Here is a 20,047-nt window from a genome sequence, read left to right on the forward strand (position 1 = left end):
ACACGAGATTACAAAACACCGAATGAGTTATTTAAAGGAATACCCACTCATTTACTTCGTTCATTACGGTGTTGCGCTTAATATGTGAATCCAAGAGATATTTAAAAATATCTCAATTATTAATGACTATGATTTAATTAAATAGTATTCTGCTAACGTCATTCCCTGCACCAATGGCTTCAAAAACTCAAACAACCCTTCCAAATCCCGATAAAGCAATTCGATCTGTTCTTCATTATAGAAAGTTGGACTTCCACCTGGCATAAATTCAGATGAATGCAGCATAAACTCAACATAATCACTGCCACTTGCTAAAGTTTGCTGAACAACAGTCTTCATCCGCTCCAAATTACCGCCTTTTGGTCGCAACCAATTAACCGATGGAGAACGCTGTTTTCCCCGCAAGTGATCATATTTTTGCTTAATAAAATTCATAAACGGTGAATGTTTATACTGAATACTCATCGGCACTTGCAATAATGGAGAATCGCCTTCTTTAGAAATATCCTGCATATCCATAAAATAAGCATAATCAGGAAAATCGCTATAATCTGTTCCGCCATTCCCATTAGGATTACCCTTAGTAAAGTTCCAATTAACTTTTGGGGTTACAGAACAATCTACCTGATAGCCATATTCTACCAATAACTGAGCATAATATTCGTTAAATGCCCAACGCCCAGCACGATGACTTAGCATCTTAGTCTGGAGCTTTTCTTCAAGAAGATTTGTCATCAAATCAATTTTCGCTTTAATTTGATCTTTCGGATATTCAATCAAATAAGGCTTGTGATGCATATCATCATCAGTCAGAGGGACAATTGGAGGATTATTCCAGGCATGCAAATGCATACCAATCTCACCAATGTTTCTGGCAATCACATCCTTAGCAAATTCGATGTAGCTATCATCCATCGCCATTTCGTAGTTAGTGAGCCAAACAGGTTTAAATCCAAAGCGTTCACATAGGTTCTGAAATCTTGGTAGATAATACGTGTTTTTTGTTGAGATCTGACCATTATTTTGCCATAGATCATCACCTTCAGTGTCGATCGTGATAATAAAAGCGGGTAATGACATTGATATGCACCAAAATGTGATAATAATAGTTATTTCAATGGTACGCATAGCAAACACATAACGCAATTAGAGAATCTCAGGCTATCTGATTGAGAATAAACGTCATCCCATATTACTCTTGGTTAATATACTTAAAGATGCCACTCTATGATTTTTACATTAAGATCATCTTATGACCTTGATATACTAAAGAACTCAACAAATGACTCCAATAAACAATAAAATCAAGCGCATTCTGGTGATTAAATTACAACACCATGGAGATATGTTGCTGACAACACCAGTAATAAGCACACTAATTCACCACTATCCAGATGCAGAAATTGATGTACTCCTTTATCAAGAAACTGCACCTATGTTGGAAAATTCAGCAGAGATTTCCCGTATTTTTTCCATAGACCGCAAGTGGAAACAACTAGGTACAAGAAAGAAATTATTGCATGAGTGGGTTCTGCTCAAAACATTAAGACAGCAACACTATGATTTAGTGGTCAACCTTGCCGACCAGTGGAGAAGTGCATTTATTTCCCGTTTTACTGGTGCATCTATTCGCTTGGCGCTCAGCTTCCCTAAACGACAAAATTGGAAATGGCGTTTTTGTCATACTGAAGTTATACCAACAGATGATCATGATTCATTACATACCGTAGAACAAAATCTTTCCATCCTAAAACCATTGCAATTTAATTCAATTATCACAAAAGTGACAATGAGTTATAGCGATAATGATTTACAGTGGATCAAGAAAAAACTTTCTGAGTATCAATATTCAGAAAGATACATCGTTATTCAACCTACATCCCGATGGTTCTTTAAGTGTTGGGATGAGAAAAAAATGGCGGAATTAATTACTGCGCTACAAAAAGATGGACATTGCATTATCATTACTTCTGGGCCAGACCAAAAGGAATTAGAGATGGTAACCACCATCTTGTCACTCTGTCCTGATAACGGAAAGAACATCCTTTCTCTAGCAGGAAAATTGACATTACCCACACTTGCCGCTTTGATTGATCATGCTAAATTATTTATTGGCGTAGATTCAGTACCAATGCATATGGCCGCCGCTCTGGAAACCCCCTGCATTGCATTATTCGGCCCCTCCAAACTGACATTTTGGAAACCCTGGCAGTCTGTTGGTGAGGTGATTTGGGCTGGCGATTATGGCAATATTCCACACCCGGATGACATAAAAACTCATACAAACGAACGCTACTTAGATCTGATACCTACAGATGTCGTCATTTCAGCAGCAAGGAAATATATTTCATGAAACCATTACGTTTAGCTATTGTCCGTCAAAAGTATCGCCCAGATGGAGGTGCTGAACGTTTTATTTCAAGGGCTCTGGAAGCATTAGAGCACCAACAACTTGAACTTAATGTCATTACACGTTCCTGGCAAGGTGTGAGCAACCCAAATTGGCGCATTCACCTATGCGATCCTATTAAATATGGAAGAATCAGCCGTGAAAGAGGTTTTGCCACATCAGCACGGAAATTATGGCAAAAAGAACAATTTGATTTAGTTCAAAGCCATGAGCGTATTGCTGGCTGTGACATTTATCGTGCCGGAGATGGCGTTCATAAACGCTGGTTACATCAACGAGCCCGCATCTTACCAACATGGAAAGCACGATGGCTGTTGAATGATCGGTATCACCGCTATGTCATGAATGCTGAGGCAGAAATGTATGCAAATCCCGCTTTAAAAAAAGTGATCTGCAACGCTGAAATGGTAAAAAAGGAAATTATCAAAGAATTTGGTGTAGCCGAAGATAAAATCGCCGTTATATACAACTCAATTGATAACACAAAATTTTTTCCTGCTGATGAACAATCTCGTCTACAGCTTAGGCAACAATATCAAATCCCCGCTACGGCAAGATGCTTGATTTATGTTGGTTCCGGTTTTGAGCGAAAGGGATTATCTGCGGCAATTAAAGCTGTCGCGAAAACAGATAGCTATCTATTAGTTATTGGCAAAGACAAAGAACAAAATAAATATCAGTCGCTTGCGAATTCTTTAGGGTGTACTCATCGCATCCGTTTCATGGGATTACAAAAAAATGCATTGCCTTTTTATCAACTGTCTGATGCTTTGCTCTTACCGACACTATATGATCCATTTCCCAATGTGATCCTTGAGGCTATGGCATGCGGTTTGCCCGTTATTACTAGCACGACATGTGGGGGAGCTGAATTCATCACCGAAGGGAAAAATGGTTTTATCTGTGATGCATTAGATATTGAAAAATTAAAGGATGCTGTTCATAGCATTCCTGATAATATATTCGGAACAGATATGTCTATTGCTGCCAGAAACCAAATAATCGCTGCAACTCCAGAAAATTTATCTAAACAATTAATCGATCTTTATCAGCGAGTTTTAACACAGTGAAAGAGCATATTCTTTTTATTATCGATGGATTGCCCGGAGGAGGAGCTGAAAATGTTACTCTTCGTCTTGCGGCTAGTTTGAGTAAATCAAACTACCAAGTTTCATTACTTTCACTCAATACTCAATTGGATTACACCATCCCAGAAGATATTCATTACATAGTCAGTTTAGATGACTATCGGGGGCCATTAAGAAAACTCAATGAAATAAGTCGCAGAGCTAAAGCGATGGATAAAGTATTATTTAAGCTTTTCCAACAAAAAGGCAAACCTACACTTGTTATATCTAATCTACATAAAACTGACCGAATCGTAGTTAAATCCAAAATTCTGAACAACTGCAACGTATGGCATTGTATTCACGGAATTTATTCCCAATCATACTTGAGTAATAAAAGTGGTTTTTCTTATTGGATAAAAAAAGAAAAGATAAAAAAAGTTTATGAAAATAAAAAGATTATCTGCGTCTCCGACGCCGTTAGTAATGATCTGTTAAGCAATATTGGAATAAAACCCAAACAGATCAAAACCATCTACAATCCCTTTGATTTTGAAAAAATAAAAGCACAGGCCTCAGAAACTAACTCTTATCATGGATTAAATTACATTCTTCATGTCGGACGCTTACATCAAGTAAAACGCCAAGACCGGTTAATAGATGCTTTTGCAAAGGCAAATCTCCCGTGCAAACTCATCATCGTAGGGCAAGGCTCCAAAGAAATAGAAGCTTGTCTTAAAGTAAAAATCCATGAGTACGAGTTAGATGATAAAGTCATTTTGGCTGGTTTTCAGTCTAATCCACACCCCATTATCAATGGGGCAAAAGCTGTTGTCATAAGTTCAGACAGTGAGGGATTACCGACAGTCTTAATCGAAGCATTAATTTGCCACACACCTATCGTCAGTACTGATTGCCCTGGTGGCGTTAGAGAAATAATGACAGGCCAATTAAAAAACTATCTGTCTAGTCTCGATGCTGATTCTTTGGCAGAAAAAATTCGACTTGCTTACAATATACCTCCACAAATTACAGATGAGCTGTATAAAAAATTTGAGGCAAGCAATATACAGAAGCAATATATTGAATTAATAGAAAAATAATATATAGAATACCAAACTATGGTTTAAAGGGGCCTGCATTTTACACACTTTCTTCAAGCCAATGTGGTACTATAACCGCAATCTATGTCAGTGAATTTGATAGAATGTTGCTTCGCTTATATCAGGTACTTCTCTACCTTATCCAACCAATTATTTGGTTACGTCTGCTGTTGCGCAGTCGAAAATCCCCTGCGTACCGCAAACGCTGGGGAGAACGCTACGGCTTCTGTGCCAAAAAGGTCACCCAAGGTGGGATATTACTGCATTCCGTTTCTGTTGGAGAGACATTGGCTGCCATTCCGCTAGTGCGGATCTTACGGCACCATTATCCTTTTTTGCCCATTACTATAACGACCATGACACCGACAGGGTCTGAAAGAGTTCTTTCTGCTCTGGGCAATGATGTTAACCACGTATACCTTCCCTATGACCTGCCAGGTTCAATGAGCCGTTTTCTTGATCACGTAAATCCAAAGTTAGTGATCATTATGGAAACCGAGCTATGGCCGAATCTGATCACTCAGCTACACCAGCGGGAAATTCCGCTGGTTATCGCCAACGCAAGGCTATCAGCCCGCTCTGCGGCAGGATATCAGAAAATTGGCAACTTCATTAAAACCATTCTAAATAAGATCACATTGATAGCCGCACAAAATCAGGAAGATGGTGAACGCTTTATCGAATTGGGATTAAGACGTTCCCAACTTTCTGTTACTGGTAGCCTTAAGTTCGATATCTCTGTTACACCAGAACTCGCCGCCAAAGCTGTCACATTGCGTCGCCAATGGGCACCTCATCGCCCTGTATGGATAGCAACCAGTACCCATGACGGGGAAGAAACGATTATTCTAGATGCTCATTGCAAACTGCTTGAGCAATTCCCTGATTTACTGTTAATTCTGGTTCCCCGCCATCCTGAGCGTTTTGGTAAAGCCGCTGAGTTGACCCAAAAAGCCGGGCTGAACGCAGTCTTACGTAGTGCCGATACTATTCCTGACACCAATATACAAGTCGTTATTGGAGATACGATGGGCGAATTGATGCTCCTGTACGGTATCGCTGATCTGGCTTTTGTCGGGGGTAGCCTGACAGAACGTGGGGGACATAACCCACTGGAAGCGGCAGCCCATGCCATTCCGGTTATCATGGGTCCACATACATTCAATTTTAAAGATATCTGTGCCAAGCTCGATAAAGCGGATGGGCTAATTACTGTTACCGATAGCCAATCATTAAGCTCAGCTATCAACAGCTTGCTGACCGACAAAGATTACCGACGCTATTACGGTCACCACGCTGCGGAAGTCCTGCATGAAAACCAAGGCGCTCTTCAACGCTTGCTAAAATTATTGGAACCTTATCTCCCTCCAAGGAGCCATTAATGATTGCAAAAAAACGTCTGTCTGTTGTCATGATCACCAAAAATGCCGCTGATTTGATTACAGATTGCCTGCTTTCTGTGAATTGGGCAGATGAGATCATCGTCTTGGATTCCGGCAGTACCGACACAACTTGCCAAATAGCCAGCGAGATGGGTGCAAAAGTCTACTCGAATACCGAATGGTCAGGCTTCGGCCGTCAACGACAGCTCGCTCAATCCTACGCCAGCGGTGATTATATTTTTATGATTGATAGCGATGAACGGGTGACTCCAGAACTAAAAGCATCCATTGAACAAGTCCTAGCCAATCCTGACGATAATAAAGTCTATAGCTGTGCGCGCCTCAATCTGTTTATGGGGCAATTCATGAAACACAGTGGCTGGTATCCCGATAAAGTTATTCGTCTTTATTGCCGTGAACGTTATCAATACAATGACAATCAGGTTCATGAATCCCTTGATACTCAAGGCGCATCTATTGTGACGTTAAGAGGTGATTTGCGTCACTTGACCTGCCGTAACCTGATGGAGTTCCAGCAAAAACAATTGAATTACGCGAGAGATTGGGCAAAACATCGCTACGAACAAGGCAAAAAAACCCGTTATTTTTCTATAATCAGCCATACGCTGGGAGCATTTTTCAAAACTTGGCTATTAAGAGCAGGTTTTTTGGATGGCAAGCAAGGGCTAGTGTTAGCGATTGTGAATGCTCAATATACATTCAATAAATACGCTGCACTTTGGGAAATGACTCAAACAAAGAGTAAAAACAACGATGAAAAGAAAAGCGATTTATCCCGGCACTTTTGATCCCATCACTTACGGCCATCTTGATATCGTTACTCGTGCCGCAAATATGTTTGACCATGTTTTATTGGCGATCGCCAATAGTGATAGAAAAAATCCCATGTTCAATTTGGAAGAACGTGTTGCGTTGGCAAAAGAAGTCACAGCCCATCTGGAAAATGTCGATGTTGTTGGGTTTAGCGAACTGATGGTTAATTTTGCCAAAAAGCAGCAGGCTAATATCTTAATCCGTGGAGTACGTTCTGTTTCCGATTTTGAATATGAATGGCAACTTGCCAATATGAATCGGCATTTTATGCCAGAGCTAGAAAGTGTCTTTTTATTACCGTCTCAAACTCTGTCCTTCGTCTCATCATCCTTAATCAAGGATGTTGCACGCCATGATGGTGATATTTCATCCTTCCTGTCAGAGCCAGTTACAAAGGCAATGCTAAAGAAATTAGGTAAATAGTACTATTATGTGGGGGCTATTATCTTCTGCCCCCACATATATGCCTAATGCTGACATTGACGGCAGAAAAATGTACTGCGTTGCCCCAATTTTACACTTTCGATTTTCGCACCACTTTTCTCACCATTTTTCGCACTACATCGTGGGCAAAGCTCGCCTTTCTTGCCATAGACAAACAACTCCTGAGCAAAATATCCCGGTTTGCCATCAGATTGCAGAAAATCCTTCAGCGTCGTTCCACCTTGTTCAATGGAACGACGTAAGATCTGTTTGATTATATCGACTAATAGATGGGCCTCTTGCTGTGTCAACGAATTCGCCGGACGTTCAGGTAAGATACGAGCAACAAACAGCGCTTCGTTGGCATAGATATTCCCAACACCAACAACAACTTTATTATCCATCAACCAAGGTTTGATAGCCGTTTTTTTGTTGCGGGAAAGCGTGTAAAAGTATTCGCCATCAAACTGGTCAGAAAGAGGCTCAGGGCCTAAATGAGCCAGTACAGAGCACTCATTAAGATTATCACTCCACAACCACGCACCAAAACGTCGGGGATCGGTATACCGGAGAGTTTTGCCATCAGCCATAATCAAATCAACATGATCATGCTTCGCTGGAGGCTGTTCATCCAGCAAGATACGTAAACTGCCGGACATACCCAGATGGATAATAATCCAACCCTCCGGCAACTCAAGCAATAAGTATTTTGCCCGTCGCTGGACACTCAGAACTGGCCTGTCTGACAGCGCCATGATTTGATCGGAAACAGGCCAGCGCAAACGTGAATTTCTGACTTCTGCATATTGGATCACATTCCCAACCAGATGAGGTTCAATCCCCCTGCGACTGGTTTCCACCTCTGGTAGCTCCGGCATACCGACTCCTTAAATAAGTTATCTACGACATGGTATCTCAGGACGTTGCATCTGAGGACATCGTATCTGAGCAGATTACAATACCGTTTTCATGTATCATTTGCAGCCAGATTTGATTTGGATCACCGGAGAAATACTCACTGAGACAACTTTTCCGATATCACTGTCATAATTAACTTCGCACGCTGATCCCAGTTAAAACGCTCTATTACCAGTTGTTGCGAATAATCAGCTTTCGCCATCATTTCGTCGGGATGATTAATCAGCCATTGTATCTGTTCAGCAAAACTCTCTGCATTTTCACTATCAGCAAAATTTACCGCATTTTCATCAACAGCATCGCGAATAGAAGGGAAATCAGAAATAACCACAGGCTTGCCTATGGCCATATATTCAAAAAGTTTAAGAGGAGAAGTATAACGACTGCCAATGCTAGTTTTCGTCAGGGGCAGAACACAAATATCACTATCAGCAATAACCTGAAAGCGGTTTCTGGGCTGAATAAAACCAAGGAAATTGACTTTGTCACTCACACCCATCTGTTCAGCTGTTCGCTGCAATCGTTCAATCTGCTCAGTTGTACCACCCGCAATATTCAGCTCAATGCTATCCAGGTAAGACATGGCTTTCATTATCGTTGGGATGCCTTTCCAACGATGCAAGCTCCCCAAATAAAGCACTTTTTTAGGAAGCGTACTTTTGAGATCACTATTGGAAAGAGTTTGCTTAGCTAATTCAACCGCCAGCATATCAACGCCATCGGGTGCCACAACAATCGGTGTTGTAACACTATATTGCTTATAAATATCTTCTCGTAATAACGAAGTCAGGGCAAAGATAGCCTTAGAACTATCATAAACCTGCTGTTCCATTTCTCTTAATTTATGATATTTACGTTGGTTTTTACTGTTGAGTAAATCATGGGACTCTTTAAATGACTGAGAAAATACTTCATGGCTTTCAAAGAAATGGGGAATATCTGGATGATTGTGCAACAGGTAATTAGCCATTTTGAGATTGCGGGTAAAAAGAGCATCAACCTGATGTTCTTTAAGCCATCGAGAAACCTGCAAATAAAACAGTTTCTGAGTATTTAATGGGAAATACCATTTTCTACGTATATTGTGCAGAGCAATTAAGTCCACAGAAGGCGGTAACGGCCTACCAAGAATATCTTCAACTTGGCTTTGGCCTTTTGGGGTAATCAGATAGACACGATGTCCCTGTCGGGCAAAAGCATCTACATTCTGCAAAATTTGTAGGGATGCAACCCGATAATCAGGCACAGGATAAGGATCAATATACGCAATTTTCATTATTTTTTGTCGCGTTCAATAAACGGCTAGCAGAATGTTCCCAAGTGTACATTGATTCAATCCTCTGACGAGCAGATTTACCCATACCTTCTCCTCTATCCGGCAAAGACAAAAGATGATTTACCGCATCAGCAATAGCCGCAGTATCTCCCGGAGTGACCAGAATACCGGCACTCCCCTCATTGCCAACCACTTCCGGTATTCCACCAATATAACTGGCAATTACAGGACGCCCACATGCCATCGATTCTGCAATAGTAATACCGAACGCTTCATCGCCAATACTAGGAAAAATACCAGCATCTCCCGCTGCATAAAATGCAGGTAATTGATCATGACCAACTGGAGGATGAAAAATAACAGATTTTTGCAACTGTAGAGCAGAGACTCGCTTTTCAAGCGATTTCAACTCTTCACCGGCACCAATAATCAATAATTTTACATTTTTGTCCCGTAGCAAAGCCATTGCGTCAATAGCCACTTTCATGCCTTTCCAGCCAACCAGTCTACCCGCAAACGTTAACAAGAACGTTTTTTCATCGATACCTAATCGAGTTCGGACATCAGAGTCAGCAGGCTTAAATTTATCGATATCCACTCCATTATAAATAACGCTCGGAAATTGCTTGAAGTGGTGCTGAATCTGCCAGGCATTAAAATGGCTACACGCAACCCATGCAGATATTTTCTTACCTAATAACCGATCCCCTTTAAAAAAACTGGTTCCACCACTCATATAGCAAAACCGGGTATGGGATGTTTTAGGTATCATTCTGGGCCAGAAAAAATCAAAAGGTTTCGTCAAAATCACCCAATCAAGATTTTCAGCAATAACAGTTTCACGGGCATGGCGAGCGAAAGAGTAACGTTCTACAATGCGTTGAAAGCGACGCCCGATGTTAAGCACGCGCTCTCTAGGAATAAAAGGGAAGGTATGAACATGGATATTTCTTCCACCCAATGCAGGCCGAACATCACCACTACCACCGAAAATATGGACCTCATGCCCTGCATCTGTCAACGCTTTGGCTAACTCCCAGACTGCGGTTTGAATACCACCGTAGGACATAGTAACGGTAACATCGATAAATCCTATCTTCATTTTGTTCATTATCCTTTCATTCATTTTCCAGCAAATTTTGAACAGAATGCCAGACTTGATCTACGGATATCGCTGACATTGTATCGTGACGAGAGGACTGTCTATAATCTATAGGATGTTCAATTACTACTAATTTCGGATGTTGTTGAGGTGCAAGAAAACGTCCAGGGTGAAAACTGTGATACAAAGCAACCATTGGTATTCCCAATGCTCCAGCCAGATGAGTCGTTCCTGTATCAACGCCCACATACAGATTAAGTTGGCTCATGATTGCCGCATTCTGCCGCATCGTAGTCTTACCAGCCAACGATGAACATCTGTTTGTACCCAATTTTTCAACCAGCATCCGTGCGCTGTCTTCGCCATCTTTACTACCTAACAGCAAAATATGTGCATGCGGATAATCACGATAAATACGTTGGGCTAATTCGTAAAAGTGTTCTACAGGCCAATCACGATAGGCTTTTGCTGGAAAACTCTGTAACTGAAAACCAATTCTTAATTGCTGTTCAATCCTTTGCTGATGAATAAAATTGCTGGCGTATGCCTCTTCACACGGGCTTACACAATATTGCAAACGCCAATTACTGACTTCAACCCCAAGAGCATTAACTAGCAATGCTCTTTCCTGTTGCGCAGGCATAAGTTCGTCAGGCTTTGCAACAGCATACTCATTTGATTTTTCATCAGAAACATCCGCAAAATAAACAGTCAAATTTGCCACGCGTTTGGCGTACTGCAATAGGGACTTATCGTGACCATATACCAATGCCAAATCATACTGCTGACGAGAAAGCCAGCCACACCATTTAGCTTTACCTTTTGAGAAAGCTTTCAACTCATTAATTGAATCGATATTTTCAAGGATTTCTTTTGTTTTTTTATGCACAAATATATCAATATTTGCTTCCGGCCACTTTTCTTTCAGAGCACGAATGACCGGAGTTACCAACAGTGTATCGCCAAAACGGGCAATATTGATGATTAAAATTTTTTGGGGTTGCATAATAATGAATATTAAATTATCAATCCAAGGATTGGTACTTAAGGCACTATACAGCAAAGTTATTCAATGTTCTATTTGCTGTTAAAAAACACTATAGGCACAAAAAATAAAATGAGATAAATTTCATTTCAAATGGTTAAACAAAAAATAGCGATTATTCCATCAATATTAATAAAAACAATATAAACAAAAAATAAACAAAATATCATTGCTTGCTTTCTATACTGCGATAAAAAATAGACTCCATTTTGTCTAACATATTATCCATACCAAATAAGTGAGTCGCCCGTTTCAGTGAAGCTTCTCCCATTTGTAAACTCAGCCCTGCATCATGCATTAATAAATCTAATTTTTCTGTTAATTGTTCGACATTTTTAGGTTCGATAATATATCCCGTATCTCCATCAATCACGGCTTCTGTAATTGCTCCCACTGACGTAGATACAACAGGCAATCCACATGCCATTGCCTGCATGATGCTTTGAGGGACACCTTCATTACCAAACGAGGGTAGGGCAAAGATATCCATTGCGTTTAAGCAATCAGGGACATCCTGACGATTACCAAGAAAAATGACACTTTCTGTCAGCCCTTCCCGCTGAACCTGTGGTTCTAAATTCTTTCTCTGGGGTCCATCACCCACAAACAGCAATTGCCAATCAGGGTAACGTTGATGAAGAATCTTCCAGCTATCAAGCAGATAACGATGTCCTTTCCATGTTCTCATTGTGGCAACAATACCCAGCGTTGGCTTGTCTTTGATGCCAATACGCTGACGATTTAACGACTTGTTTTCAGGGTGAAAACGCGACAAGTCGATCCCTGTCGGTACAGAAGTCATGTGAGAAAGGGGGTAATCATTATGTACATGCAGATACTGGCGCAGTTTTTCCCCTGTTGTCACAATATGCTGACCAGCATGCAAATACAGCCAACGAGTCGCAATGGATCTTGAAACATGAGTCGAGACATGACGGGTTCGAACTATCGGCGGCATATTTTTTAATGTAGTGCATGCCGCAGCCACTAACCAAGAATCAGTAGAACTATGGGTATTGATCACATCAAATTGACGCCCTTCTGTCTTTAGCCAACGCCGCATTGCCCGAAAACAGGGAAGACGTTTTTTTTCAATTGGGAGAGCAACAACAGACACACCATAATGATGGGCTTCACGGTACAAAGTTGAAGTTGGACAACATACGATAACCACATGGTGTCCACGTTGTATCATGCCCTGAGATTCCGTCAGGATACGAATCTCCTGCCCTCCCCAGCCACACGATGATTCTGTATGTAAGATATTCAAGGTCTTTCTAGCCATTAAAGCCACGCCTGACGGTTTTATATTAAAAAAGCGCTAGTATAGCTGAACAGAGTATGACGTCCATACATAACCCGATTTGAACTACCGTGATGCGATCTACAGACATAAAAAAACCCAGTATAATGCTGGGCTTTTTATAATCCGCTAAAATTATTTAATTTTAGCTTCTTTGTACATAACATGCTGACGAACAACTGGATCGAATTTTTTCATTTCCAGTTTTTCAGGCATAGTACGCTTGTTCTTCGTAGTGGTATAGAAGTGACCTGTACCAGCAGAAGAAACCAGCTTGATTTTATCGCGAATACCTTTAGCCATTTTTCAGCTCCTTAGTACTTCTCACCACGGGCACGCAGTTCAGCCAGAACTGTGTCGATACCCTTTTTGTCAATCACACGCATACCTTTAGCAGATACACGCAGAGTTACAAAGCGTTTCTCAGACTCAACCCAGAAACGGTGAGAGTGCAGGTTAGGCAGAAAACGACGCTTAGTCGCATTTAATGCGTGGGAGCGGTTGTTACCACTCACCGGGCGCTTGCCAGTAACTTGGCAGACTCGGGACATGTCTATTCTCCAAAAATCAAATCAGCTCGAGCTTTGTATTGGGTGTGACCGCCTCGTCAGGCTTAGGAGCCCATCTCAGCAAACTTTCTTACTGAAAAGAACGTTACCGAAAAGAACGTCACTGAAAAGACACACATTTTCTCAGTAAAAAATATACTGAGATAGGCTCTTCTCGCCAAACCCAAGATCCTCAAAGGTGGCGTAGTATACGCCCTCATTCGCTGATGCTCAAGTCCCGAACAACTAAGATCTGATCGTATCGCGAAAAAACCGTACTAAATCCAACCTCTTTCCATAAATGAGACACAATATTGCTTGCCAATAACAATATGATCCAAAACCTTAACCCCCACCAAATCACAAGCCTCAATAATTTTTTCTGTCACCAATTTATCAGCCAGACTAGGCTCTGGATTACCTGAAGGATGATTATGAGCAAGAATAATTGAGGCAGCATTCACTTTAACCGCCTGTTTCACAATTTCCCGCGGATGAACTTCAACCTTGTTTATCGTTCCTTTAAACATTTCATCATGGCAGATGACTTTATTTTGATTTGTCAAAAACAGCACTACAAATACTTCCCGATCTTGCCAAGACAATAAATCCTGCAAGTAATTCTGAGTCATCGTGGGGCTGCTCATGATATCTTCGTGGATAAACTGACTGGAGAAAAATCGTTTTGCCAACTCAGATACCGCCTGCAATTGCACATACTTGCATTGCCCCATACCCTTATGTGCACAAAAATCAGCGTAATCAGCGGACAAGAGATGATAAAGCGAGCCAAATGATTTCAGCAGATTCTCTGCCATTTGCACGACAGGAACACCTCTGGTTCCCGTGCGCAAAAAGATAGCCAATAACTCTGCATCAGTTAGGGAAACCGCCCCATAAGCCAGTAATTTTTCCCGGGGAAGAAGATTTAAATGCAATTCATTACCTCTTTCCATTATCGTGAAATCCATAACACTCTTCCCCCTTCAATATCCTTTGTCCGATTATCTACCCATGACGATAGGAACCATCAATCAATATTTACTCATCCGTTATCCTGAATCACGCAGTAACTATTCTATGACAGTTACTATCCTATAACAGTTACTATCCCATGATGAAAAAATCATCGCCAGCCCGACTTGCATGGCTTGCGTAGCGCTTCGCAAATTTGTCATTTTTGACTGTCTAAATAGGGGCTATTCTCAACTCAATATTTTCTTATGGTAGAATATTAAGGAATTGAAACTTACATCTGGACAATCAAAATGACAGGATTTTCCGGCACACAATTTTCTGATAATCAGCTTTCTGGCAAGCGTATTGTCCTCGGAATCAGCGGAGGGATCGCAGCTTATAAAACTGTCGAACTCGTGCGCCGTTTGCGTGAACGCGGTGCTCAGATACGCGTTGTCATGACCGCAGCAGCACAAGCTTTCATCACTCCACTGACCTTACAAGCGGTATCTGGTCATCTCGTTTCTGATGATCTTCTAGATCCTGCGGCAGAAGCTGCCATGGGACATATCGAATTAGCAAAGTGGGCTGATTTAATCATTCTCGCGCCCGCCACCGCTGATCTATTGGCTCGCTTAACCGCAGGCATGGCAAATGATTTAGTCACCACAATCTGTCTGGCTTCCGCTGCACCTATTGCTGTTGCACCTGCAATGAACCAACAAATGTACCGTGCACAAGCGACCCAACATAACCTGAAGGTACTTAAAGAGCGTAATGTATTGATTTGGGGTCCAGATGAAGGCAGTCAGGCATGTGGTGATGTTGGGCCCGGAAGAATGTTGGAGCCCATGGCAATTGTCGAACGGGCAACACAACATTTCAGCACCGAACCAGATTTTTCTGGTCTACGTATCACAATTACCGCAGGGCCAACCCGTGAGGCCTTGGATCCCGTCCGTTTCATCAGCAATCACAGCTCCGGCAAAATGGGATTTTCTATTGCACAGGCAGCAGCAGAACGTGGCGCTGAGGTGACATTAATCACGGGCCCCGTTAACTTACCGACCCCACAAGGCATTAAACGCATTGATGTCAGTAGTGCGTTGGAAATGCATGAACAAGTTCAAGCTACAGCAGCCTCACAGAATATCTTTATTGGTTGTGCTGCCGTGTCTGACTACCGTTTCAAGCAAATTTCGACAGAGAAAATCAAAAAACAGGGTGATGAAATCACATTTACACTCGTGAAAAATCCTGACATTGTAGCGAGCGTTGCCGCAATGGAAAAAGCTCGTCCATTTGTCGTTGGATTTGCAGCCGAAACCCAGAATGTGGAAGAATACGCCCGCGGAAAACTCAAGCAGAAGAATCTGGACTTGATTTGCGCGAATGATGTATCTCTGGCCGGACATGGTTTCAACAGCGATACTAATGCATTACATCTATTCTGGCATGATGACAGTGTCCATTTACCCCACAGTGGTAAATTACAACTCAGCCACCGCTTATTAGACGAGATACTCAAACGCTATGATGAAAAAAATCGACGTTAAAATCCTTGATTCCCGCATCGGGCAAGAATTTCCCTTACCGACTTATGCTACACCTGGCTCTGCGGGTTTAGATTTACGTGCTTGTCTTAATAATGCTGTAGAATTGGCTCCCGGCCAAACTGAACTTCTGCCAACCGGGATTGCTATTCATATTGCCGATGAACAATTGGCTGCCGTCATCCTGCCTCGTTCTGGCCTGGGTCACAAACATGGCGTTGTTTTGGGTAATTTGGTGGGGCTTATCGACTCAGATTACCAAGGACAATTAATGGTTTCTGTTTGGAACCGTGGTGATAAAACTTTCATCATCGAACCTGGTGAGCGCATCGCCCAAATGGTTTTTGTGCCCGTAGTACAAGCTGAATTTAATTTAGTTGAAGATTTTGCGACGAGCCAGCGCGGTAGCGGTGGTTTTGGTCATTCCGGTCGTCAATAATTTTCCATAAAGCCTGATACCGTCAACCGATTTTCATATTTTTTGACCACAATATTTTTGACCACAATGTTTTTGCCTAACATGTTCTCGCCTAACATAGAGACTGACAAAAACATTGTTTTTGTCAGTAACGTTGGGGAAAAAAGTAGCTCGATTTGTTTTGCGTTTTAGCAGGGGTCTTATCAGACATGGCAGAAAAAGAATGTGCAAAAAAGAAAAATAGACGCGAGGAAATCTTGCAGGCACTAGCGCACATGCTGGAATCCAGTGATGGCAGTCAGCGCATTACTACTGCAAAACTCGCCGCAAATGTTGGCGTTTCTGAAGCAGCTCTTTACCGTCATTTTCCGAGCAAAACCCGGATGTTTGACAGCTTGATTGAGTTTATTGAAGATTCCTTAATTTCACGTATCAATCTGATCCTGCAAGATGAAAAGGACACTATCACGCGCATTCGGTTAATCCTCGTTCTTCTTTTAGGTTTTGCGGAAAAAAATCCGGGACTAACCCGTATCATGACCGGTCATGCTCTCATGTTCGAACAAGACAGATTACAAAATCGCATCAACCAGCTATTTGAGCGAATTGAAATGCAACTTCGTCAAATTTTAAAAGAGAAAAAAATCCGTGATGGACAGGGATTCAATTATGACGAGACTGTGTTGGCATCACAGTTACTGGCGTTTTGTGAAGGGATGCTCTCCCGTTTTGTTCGCTCTGAATTTCGCTATCGCCCGACAACTGAATTTGAAATACGCTGGCCATTGATATTGACCCAGCTGCAATAAGCTATCACGGCATCGTAAATTCGCGCCTTGCATATAGAGAATGATAACGTGCGGATTTTTATTAAATTATTTTCTATTAAATTGTGTTAGCATGTTCCAACTCATTGAGTTCACTATTAAGTGGCTCAATAATGGCATCCTTATCGCAATACTTACCAGTATGTGGATGCCATTTCTACTACTCACCCCGCCCACCCTTGGGCGAGGGATTTTTTTTATCAGCCTATCGTTCGTTACCAACTAGCAACGTTTACTGACCATCAAATACCGTATTCTTTGCGATAAGCTTCCACAGCTTCCAGATGAGGTTGCATCTCTGGATTTTCACGCAAATAGCTCACCAAATCATTCAAAGTAATAATGGAGAAAACTTGGCAATCGTAGTCACGTTCAACTTCTTGAATAGCAGAAAGTGTTTCACGTCCACGTTCCTGACGATCCAGACACAAAATCACCCCAGATAGAGTTTCTCCGTGCTGCTTAATGATTTCCATTGATTCACGAATCGCCGTACCTGCTGTAATAACATCATCCACGACCACGATATTACCTTGCAGTGGGCTACCAACCAGCGATCCACCTTCACCATGATCTTTGGCTTCCTTGCGATTAAAGCAATAAGGCATATCAATATTATGATGGTCAGCCAGTGCCACTGCGGTAGTTGTCGCAATCGGAATCCCCTTGTAAGCCGGCCCAAACAGCAAATCACACTTAATTCCGCTATCCAAAAGCGCTGCCGCATAGAAACGACCAATCAACGCCAAGTCACGTCCGGTATTAAACAGACCCGCATTGAAAAAGTACGGGCTTTTGCGACCAGATTTCAGCGTAAATTCGCCAAATTTCAGCACCTGTTTTTTCAGTGCCAGCTCAATAAATTCGCGCTGATAGGCTTTCATTGGAGTTTCTCCTCTTTGATTCTTTTCATTCATTACTATATTGCAGACATAAAAAAGGCGACTCTTCAGTCGCCTGCTTCTATTATTTTAATGGATCTTGTTCTAACGCATCTCGCTGCGCTTCGAAAATAGTATCCAATCCCTCTTTTGCCAATGAGAGCAGTGAGAGCAGCTCATCATGACTGAAGGGTTCACCTTCTGCCGTGCCCTGCACTTCAATCATTCTGCCGTCATCCATCATGACGATATTCATGTCAGTTTCAGCCGCAGAGTCTTCAACGTACTCCAGATCACAACGTCCTTCACCCTCAACGATTCCAACAGACACTGCCGCAACCATCGCTTTCAGCGGACTTGCTTTCAGTTTGCCATCTGCAACCAACTTATTCAGGGCATCAACCAATGCCACACAAGCACCTGAAATGGCTGCGGTACGGGTACCGCCATCCGCTTGAATCACATCACAATCCAGCGTAATGGTAAATTCCCCCAGCTTTTTCAAATCAACGGCGGCACGCAATGAACGTGCAATCAGGCGCTGGATTTCCATCGTACGACCCGTTTGCTTGCCTTTGGCAGCTTCACGCGCATTACGGCTATTGGTTGCCCGTGGCAACATGCCATATTCAGCAGTGATCCAACCCTGCCCCTGACCTTTCAGAAAACGTGGAATTCCTTCGTCAACGGAGGCATTACATAACACTTTGGTATCCCCAAATTCCACCAAAACAGATCCTTCTGCGTGTTTGGTGTAATGACGGGTCATTTTAATAGGACGCATCTGCGCCGCTGTTCTTCCTGCTGGACGCTTTCCTACTAAGCTCATAATGTGATCTCCGTTGTTAATACATTATTGGGGGCGCATTATACGGCCTAAAGCGGCGAATGCCTATCCTGCATCTATATGGGGCGTTATAATCCGCCCATCATTTTATAAATTGGGAACGAATTATGATCCGTAGTATGACTGCTTTTGCTCGGCGAGATATCAAGGGAGATTGGGGAAATGCAGCATGGGAGCTGCGTTCTGTCAATCAGCGTTACCTGGAAACCTATATTCGCCTGCCAGAGCAATTCAGAAGCCTTGAGCCTGTCATCCGTGAACGCATTCGTTCCCGCCTGACGCGCGGCAAAGTGGAATGTAACCTGCGCTTTGAGCTGGATACCCGTGCCCAAAGCTCCTTGCTTCTGAATGAACAGTTGGCAAAACAACTGGTTGAAGCAGCAAGTTGGGTTAAACAACAAAGCAGTGAAGGCGAAATTAATCCGATGGATATCTTACGCTGGCCGGGCGTGATGTCTGCCGAAGACCAGGATTTGGATGCCATCAGCACACAATTGCTGGCGGAATTGGATCTGGCACTGGATGCCTTTATCCAGAGCCGTGAGACTGAAGGGCAAGCGCTCAAGGCACTGATTGAACAGCGTTTGGATGCAGTAACTGTGGAAGTGGTTAAAGTTCGTCAACAAATGCCAGCAATCCTGCAATGGCAGCGAGAACGCTTACAGACTAAGCTGGAAGAAGCCCAAATTCAGTTGGAGAATAATCGTCTGGAGCAGGAACTTCTTTTATTGGCTCAGCGTATTGATGTGGCAGAAGAATTGGATCGTCTGGATGCCCATGTCAAAGAGACACGTAATATCCTGAAGAAAAAAGAAGCCGTCGGTCGCCGATTGGATTTTATGATGCAGGAATTTAACCGCGAATCAAATACATTGGCTTCAAAATCAATTAATGCGGATGTAACGAATTCTGCAATTGAGTTGAAAGTGCTGATTGAACAAATGTGCGAGCAGATTCAAAATATTGAGTAACGTTTCATAGCATTTCAGAGAAAATCATAAAGCCAGATATATATTGTTATATCTGGCTTTTTTGTATATAAAAAACCCCCTGCTAGGCCTGTCTCTTAGTCACATCTCCACATCAACCGATTTAGCCAGTAAATACCCATCAATAAGCGTTTGTAGCAGGAACCAGCCTTCCCATAGTCTTT

21 protein-coding genes are annotated in these 20,047 nt (G+C 42.2%); 10 read left to right on the plus strand and 11 right to left on the minus strand.

Going from position 1 to position 20,047, the window contains the following annotated elements; genetic code table 11:
• Positions 1-126: 126 nt before the first annotated feature.
• A complete protein-coding gene (locus tag BM135_RS14850) occupies positions 127-1,080 on the minus strand; it encodes a polysaccharide deacetylase family protein (RefSeq protein WP_092521026.1) in 954 nt (317 codons plus the stop codon).
• A gap of 202 nt (positions 1,081-1,282) precedes the next feature.
• On the opposite strand from BM135_RS14850, the gene rfaQ reads away from it, so the two are divergent.
• The 6 genes from rfaQ to coaD all read left to right on the plus strand — a co-directional run bounded on the left by rfaQ (position 1,283) and on the right by coaD (position 7,219).
• Entirely contained in the window at positions 1,283-2,353 is a 1,071-nt protein-coding gene (gene rfaQ, locus BM135_RS14855) for a putative lipopolysaccharide heptosyltransferase III (RefSeq protein WP_092521028.1), read from the plus strand.
• The gene (locus tag BM135_RS14860) at positions 2,350-3,480 is read left to right on the plus strand and encodes a glycosyltransferase family 4 protein (protein ID WP_092521031.1); all 1,131 of its coding nucleotides are present in this window, start codon (positions 2,350-2,352) and stop codon (positions 3,478-3,480) included. Before rfaQ ends, BM135_RS14860 begins: the two co-directional genes overlap by 4 nt.
• Positions 3,477-4,580, plus strand: coding sequence for a glycosyltransferase (locus BM135_RS14865; protein ID WP_092521034.1), 1,104 nt, complete (start codon positions 3,477-3,479; stop codon positions 4,578-4,580). The genes BM135_RS14860 and BM135_RS14865 overlap by 4 nt, the downstream gene beginning before the upstream one ends.
• Positions 4,581-4,684: 104 nt before the next feature.
• Entirely contained in the window at positions 4,685-5,962 is a 1,278-nt protein-coding gene (waaA, locus tag BM135_RS14870; protein ID WP_092521036.1) for a lipid IV(A) 3-deoxy-D-manno-octulosonic acid transferase, read from the plus strand.
• Positions 5,962-6,771 carry a glycosyltransferase family 2 protein gene (locus BM135_RS14875; RefSeq protein WP_092521038.1) on the plus strand — a complete coding sequence of 270 codons (810 nt, stop codon included), beginning with the start codon at positions 5,962-5,964 and terminating at the stop codon, positions 6,769-6,771. Before waaA ends, BM135_RS14875 begins: the two co-directional genes overlap by 1 nt.
• The gene (gene coaD, locus BM135_RS14880; protein ID WP_092521041.1) at positions 6,737-7,219 is read left to right on the plus strand and encodes a pantetheine-phosphate adenylyltransferase; all 483 of its coding nucleotides are present in this window, start codon (positions 6,737-6,739) and stop codon (positions 7,217-7,219) included. The genes BM135_RS14875 and coaD overlap by 35 nt, the downstream gene beginning before the upstream one ends.
• A gap of 44 nt (positions 7,220-7,263) precedes the next feature.
• Here coaD and mutM read toward each other — a convergent pair whose 3' ends face one another.
• The 8 genes from mutM to radC all read right to left on the minus strand — a co-directional run bounded on the left by mutM (position 7,264) and on the right by radC (position 14,382).
• Positions 7,264-8,097 (minus strand): bifunctional DNA-formamidopyrimidine glycosylase/DNA-(apurinic or apyrimidinic site) lyase, encoded by an 834-nt coding sequence (gene mutM / locus BM135_RS14885; protein ID WP_092521044.1) that lies wholly within the window; start codon positions 8,095-8,097, stop codon positions 7,264-7,266.
• A 137-nt stretch (positions 8,098-8,234) separates the two neighbouring features.
• Positions 8,235-9,413, minus strand: a complete 1,179-nt coding sequence (locus BM135_RS14890) for a glycosyltransferase family 4 protein (RefSeq protein WP_092521046.1) — start codon at positions 9,411-9,413, stop codon at positions 8,235-8,237.
• Positions 9,394-10,515, minus strand: coding sequence for a glycosyltransferase family 4 protein (locus tag BM135_RS14895; protein WP_092521074.1), 1,122 nt, complete (start codon positions 10,513-10,515; stop codon positions 9,394-9,396). Before BM135_RS14895 ends, BM135_RS14890 begins: the two co-directional genes overlap by 20 nt.
• Positions 10,516-10,531: 16 nt before the next feature.
• Positions 10,532-11,521 carry a glycosyltransferase family 9 protein gene (locus BM135_RS14900; RefSeq protein ID WP_092521084.1) on the minus strand — a complete coding sequence of 330 codons (990 nt, stop codon included), beginning with the start codon at positions 11,519-11,521 and terminating at the stop codon, positions 10,532-10,534.
• Positions 11,522-11,726: 205 nt separating this feature from the next.
• Positions 11,727-12,845: a glycosyltransferase family 4 protein gene (locus BM135_RS14905; RefSeq protein ID WP_092521049.1), complete on the minus strand. Its 1,119-nt coding sequence runs from the start codon at positions 12,843-12,845 to the stop codon at positions 11,727-11,729.
• A gap of 153 nt (positions 12,846-12,998) precedes the next feature.
• Complete coding sequence (gene rpmG, locus BM135_RS14910; protein ID WP_010847629.1) at positions 12,999-13,166, minus strand: 50S ribosomal protein L33; 168 nt, start codon at positions 13,164-13,166, stop codon at positions 12,999-13,001.
• An 11-nt stretch (positions 13,167-13,177) separates the two neighbouring features.
• A complete protein-coding gene (rpmB, locus tag BM135_RS14915) occupies positions 13,178-13,414 on the minus strand; it encodes a 50S ribosomal protein L28 (protein ID WP_038239873.1) in 237 nt (78 codons plus the stop codon).
• 275 nt (positions 13,415-13,689) lie between these two features.
• Complete coding sequence (radC, locus tag BM135_RS14925; protein ID WP_092521051.1) at positions 13,690-14,382, minus strand: RadC family protein; 693 nt, start codon at positions 14,380-14,382, stop codon at positions 13,690-13,692.
• Between the two features lie 297 nt (positions 14,383-14,679).
• Between radC and coaBC the strand changes: the two genes are divergently transcribed.
• The 3 genes from coaBC to slmA all read left to right on the plus strand — a co-directional run bounded on the left by coaBC (position 14,680) and on the right by slmA (position 17,148).
• A complete protein-coding gene (gene coaBC, locus BM135_RS14930) occupies positions 14,680-15,924 on the plus strand; it encodes a bifunctional phosphopantothenoylcysteine decarboxylase/phosphopantothenate--cysteine ligase CoaBC (RefSeq protein ID WP_092521053.1) in 1,245 nt (414 codons plus the stop codon).
• Positions 15,902-16,360: a dUTP diphosphatase gene (gene dut, locus BM135_RS14935; RefSeq protein WP_092521064.1), complete on the plus strand. Its 459-nt coding sequence runs from the start codon at positions 15,902-15,904 to the stop codon at positions 16,358-16,360. Before coaBC ends, dut begins: the two co-directional genes overlap by 23 nt.
• 188 nt (positions 16,361-16,548) lie before the next feature.
• Positions 16,549-17,148, plus strand: coding sequence for a nucleoid occlusion factor SlmA (slmA, locus tag BM135_RS14940; protein ID WP_092521066.1), 600 nt, complete (start codon positions 16,549-16,551; stop codon positions 17,146-17,148).
• A 260-nt stretch (positions 17,149-17,408) separates the two neighbouring features.
• Here the strand turns inward: slmA and pyrE are convergent, their stop codons facing one another.
• Positions 17,409-18,050, minus strand: a complete 642-nt coding sequence (gene pyrE, locus BM135_RS14945; protein ID WP_092521068.1) for an orotate phosphoribosyltransferase — start codon at positions 18,048-18,050, stop codon at positions 17,409-17,411.
• An 82-nt stretch (positions 18,051-18,132) separates the two neighbouring features.
• Positions 18,133-18,876, minus strand: coding sequence for a ribonuclease PH (gene rph, locus BM135_RS14950; RefSeq protein ID WP_092521070.1), 744 nt, complete (start codon positions 18,874-18,876; stop codon positions 18,133-18,135).
• A gap of 125 nt (positions 18,877-19,001) precedes the next feature.
• Between rph and BM135_RS14955 the strand changes: the two genes are divergently transcribed.
• Positions 19,002-19,865 (plus strand): YicC/YloC family endoribonuclease, encoded by an 864-nt coding sequence (locus BM135_RS14955; protein WP_092521072.1) that lies wholly within the window; start codon positions 19,002-19,004, stop codon positions 19,863-19,865.
• Positions 19,866-20,047: the final 182 nt, after the last annotated feature.

It is taken from the genome of Xenorhabdus japonica (genome assembly GCF_900115195.1).
GTDB classification, from domain to species: Bacteria; Pseudomonadota; Gammaproteobacteria; order Enterobacterales; family Enterobacteriaceae; genus Xenorhabdus; species Xenorhabdus japonica.